Raw genomic sequence first — 205 nt, forward strand, 5'->3', positions numbered from 1 at the left:
TCAGTTACAGACCAAAGAGCCGCCTTCGCCACTGGTGTTCCTCCACATCTCTACGCATTTCACCGCTACACGTGGAAGTCCGCTCTTCTCTTCTGCACTCAAGCCTTCCAGTTTCCAATGACCCTCCCCGGTTGAGCCGGGGGCTTTCACATCAGACTTAAAAGGCCGCCTGCGCGCGCTTTACGCCCAATAATTCCGGACAACG

Annotated in this window: 1 rRNA gene; it reads right to left on the reverse strand. The window is 55.6% G+C overall.

Features of this window, described 5'->3' with window-relative positions:
* A 16S ribosomal RNA gene (locus M3221_RS27205) occupies window positions 1-205 on the reverse strand; the annotation flags it as partial.

Origin of the sequence: Domibacillus indicus (assembly GCF_023715895.1) — a bacterium.
Classification (GTDB): Bacteria; Bacillota; Bacilli; order Bacillales; family Domibacillaceae; genus Domibacillus; species Domibacillus indicus_A.